5 protein-coding genes, 1 other RNA gene and 1 pseudogene are annotated in these 3,043 nt (G+C 52.5%); 3 read left to right on the forward strand and 4 right to left on the reverse strand.

Translation table 11 applies throughout. The features are described 5' to 3' along the window. Window positions 1–846: PLP-dependent aminotransferase family protein (locus KQJ19_RS23120; protein WP_216404238.1), on the forward strand; the 846-nt coding region annotated here is incomplete at its 5' end. Between the two features lie 59 nt (window positions 847–905). Here the strand turns inward: KQJ19_RS23120 and KQJ19_RS23125 are convergent. From KQJ19_RS23125 to ffs, 3 genes are all read right to left on the reverse strand, one after another. Further along, window positions 906–1,124 (reverse strand): hypothetical protein, encoded by a 219-nt coding sequence (locus KQJ19_RS23125; RefSeq protein WP_016152066.1) that lies wholly within the window; start codon window positions 1,122–1,124, stop codon window positions 906–908. Next, complete coding sequence (locus tag KQJ19_RS23130) at window positions 1,121–1,372, reverse strand: hypothetical protein (RefSeq protein ID WP_016152065.1); 252 nt, start codon at window positions 1,370–1,372, stop codon at window positions 1,121–1,123. The genes KQJ19_RS23125 and KQJ19_RS23130 overlap by 4 nt, the downstream gene beginning before the upstream one ends. 197 nt (window positions 1,373–1,569) lie before the next feature. Next, window positions 1,570–1,666: signal recognition particle sRNA small type (ffs, locus tag KQJ19_RS23135), an RNA gene on the reverse strand. A 162-nt stretch (window positions 1,667–1,828) separates the two neighbouring features. Here ffs and KQJ19_RS23140 point away from each other — a divergent pair. After that, the gene (locus KQJ19_RS23140) at window positions 1,829–2,140 is read left to right on the forward strand and encodes an MGMT family protein (RefSeq protein ID WP_137379482.1); all 312 of its coding nucleotides are present in this window, start codon (window positions 1,829–1,831) and stop codon (window positions 2,138–2,140) included. 31 nt (window positions 2,141–2,171) lie between these two features. Here the strand turns inward: KQJ19_RS23140 and KQJ19_RS23145 are convergent, their stop codons facing one another. Further along, window positions 2,172–2,741, reverse strand: a complete 570-nt coding sequence (locus tag KQJ19_RS23145) for a YbaY family lipoprotein (protein WP_016152063.1) — start codon at window positions 2,739–2,741, stop codon at window positions 2,172–2,174. 212 nt (window positions 2,742–2,953) lie between these two features. Between KQJ19_RS23145 and KQJ19_RS23150 the strand changes: the two are divergent. Then, window positions 2,954–3,043, forward strand: a pseudogene (locus KQJ19_RS23150) (acyl-CoA thioesterase II); the annotation flags it as partial.

Consider the following 3,043-nt stretch of genomic DNA (forward strand, 5'->3'; position numbering starts at 1 on the left):
GTGGTAGATCACCCCACTTATCCGCTGGCCATTGCAGCAATACAAGGGGCGTCATGTCGCCCCGTCGGCGTGTCGCTGCCCGAGCACGGTTGGGATACGGCGGGTCTGGTCGCCACCATCGCGCAAACTGCACCGAGAATGGCCTATCTGATGCCGGATTTTCACAACCCGACCGGGCGCTGTATGGACACGGCTACTCGCCAGGTCGTGGCGGATATTGCTGAAAGAACCCACACGACGTTGGTGGTCGATGAGACCATGGTGAACCTGTGGTATGACGCCCCACCGCCACCGCCGCTTGCCGCATTCAATCGCGATGCCCCAATCATCCTGCTCGGTTCAGCAGGGAAAAGCTTTTGGGGCGGATTACGTCTGGGCTGGATTCGGGCGTCGGCGCGTACCATTGCCGCGCTGGTCCAAACCCGCGACACCTTCGATTTGGGCTCCCCGGTGCTTGAACAACTCGCCACCAGTTGGCTGCTGGATAACGCCGAGGACTTTCTTCCTGACAGAAGACGCCGGCTCACATCACAGCGAGACCTGTGCTCGCGCCTGATGAACTCACATTTTCCGGAATGGCAATTTACCCAGCCACAAGGAGGACTCTCTTTCTGGGTTGAACTGCCTGATACGCTGGCGACGCTCTTTGCCACGCGCGCCGAAAGCGCAGGCATTCAGTTGGGAACCGGTACGCGGTTCGGCCTTGATGGCGCATTCGACCGATTTTTGCGTATGCCCTTCACGTTGCCGGATGACACAGCGTGTGCCGCCTTCAGAGTGTTGCAACCTATTTGGGATAGCCTGCGTTTGCAGGCCAGCGGCGGGAAAATGCGTAAAATAATCTAAACGACGAGTTAAAGGACTCGCTCTTGAATGCCGTGATGGACGAGGAGGTCCTGGCAATACTACCGCTGAGGAGGAACCGGAAAACCCTTCAGGGAAATCACGAAATTCTCACCGTCTTTCTTAATTTTTGCCCCGGCATCACACCAGTCGGAGGCAATACGGAAGAACTCATCGCTGCCGACATTCCAGCTCAGACGAACGTGTTTCACATAACCGGAGCGCAGCATTTCACAGGCTTCGCCATAATTACAGGCGGTTGAGAGCGATTGTTGTTTCATTTTTTCTTCTTCAGTAATCTTCGCAATGCTTTGATTTCTTTAGGAGTCAGTGCGTCAACTACGGATTCTTCCGTATGCTGGCTATCGATATCCTCAGCGGAGACTCCCACCTCTTCAATGGCGGAAAACGCGATTAGTAGCAGTTTTTCCGTGGCGATACTCAAATTTTCATTATGCACTTCAGCATAATGGCGAAGCTTTTCTTTTAGCGCCTCATCAACTTTGACATTCAATACAGCGGTCGACATCGTAGAAAATCCTTGTGGTCAGCCACAACACACCGGATGTAAGACCATGTCATTACAGCGCAATGGCGGCGGCAAAAGCTCAAATAACATCCCCAAAACACAGTGACAGTATTTGATGACAATAAAATGACGATACGATGACAAAGAAAAGAAGATAAACAGAAGAGAAATTGCCGGACGGCTGAAATGGGTGGGGGCCCTGCCAGCTACATCCCGGCACACACGTCATCTGCCTTGGCTGCTTCCTTCCGGACCTGACCTGGTAAACAGAGTAGTGTTGCGGGAGAACCAACAGAGCCCCCATTGAGAGCGTTGTTAACCAACGCGCAGGCGCATTATCACTGCTGCACCCTGTAATTGCAACCCATCCAGCATCGGATGCTGTTTTCTTGTGCAATGCGGCTTCACTCCTTCGCCATTCAGCATTATGCTGGAGGATTAGCGCAGGAATAAATGATGGATATACAGGACTCTTTCCCCCAACGCGTCTGGCAAATCGTCGCTTCAATCCCCGAAGGTTTCGTCACCACGTATGGCGATGTTGCCCGGCTTGCGGGATCGCCGCGCGCTGCGCGTCAGGTAGGCGGCGTGCTTAAGCGTCTCCCCGAAGGCAGCGCCCTGCCCTGGCATCGGGTGGTCAATCGCCATGGGGTCATTTCGCTGACAGGTCCCGACCTGCAACGACAACGTCAGGCGTTGCTGGCAGAAGGAATAGTGGTTTCAGGAAGCGGACAGATCGATTTACAGCGCTATCGCTGGGTGTACTAACCCTCTCCAGGCGGAGAGGGTTACAACGACCTTAGTACTGCGTGGGAGCCGGAACCGCAGATGATGGATTCACCTGGGTTGGTGACGTTGACGGAACCGTGGTAGTAGCCCCACCGCTCGCCTGAACCGGTACTGCTGTTTGCTGTACCGGGACCAACGTCAGGTCGGCTTTAGTCCCACCCTGATTGATGACCGTCTGAACGGTATCAGTAATAAAGACCAGTTTATCATTTACCGTAATAGCCGCACTCAACAGAATACGGGCGTTAGGTTGAATATCTGCCGGGTTGAACGGTAATACAAAGCTGAATGGCGCTTGTTTACCTTCAGTACGAACCGCTTTTTGCGACAGTACTTTTGACGGCGCATCGGCCAGTGAAGCATCTGACAGCGTAACGGTTAGCACCGCATCGGGTGGCAAGGCCACTTTCTGACGGATCCATACTGTACCGGAGACATTTGGCTGCTGAATTTTAGACTGTGTGTCAGAAATTGACGTATTAGGGCTTGGCGCAGGTGTCTGAATATCAGCGCTTTTATCGGCACAGGCCGCCAGAGCGACTGCAACCGCTAAACCACTTACCATGTGCACGAGTTTCATTAAATTCTCCTTATCATCTATGCACCAGCGAGAACTTTCCTCGCCAGAAGAGTGGTTAACAAAAACATAACGTGAATAAGTGTGGCACAAGACAGCTATTTTTGCCTGTAATAGGCCAGTAATTCAGACAATTGCACCCATCGGACCACTTTTAAAATTGCGTTATACTCTGCCTACCTCGCTGCGACATCGATATCACCTGGAGAGCACGTATGAGTCTGGCACTGAAAAATTTGCTGACATTGTTAAATCTGGAAAAAATTGAAGAAGGACTCTTTCGGGGCCAAAGTGAAGACTTAGGG

Source organism: Citrobacter sp. S46_ASV_140 (assembly GCF_018919545.1).
GTDB classification, from domain to species: domain Bacteria; phylum Pseudomonadota; class Gammaproteobacteria; order Enterobacterales; family Enterobacteriaceae; genus Citrobacter; species Citrobacter braakii.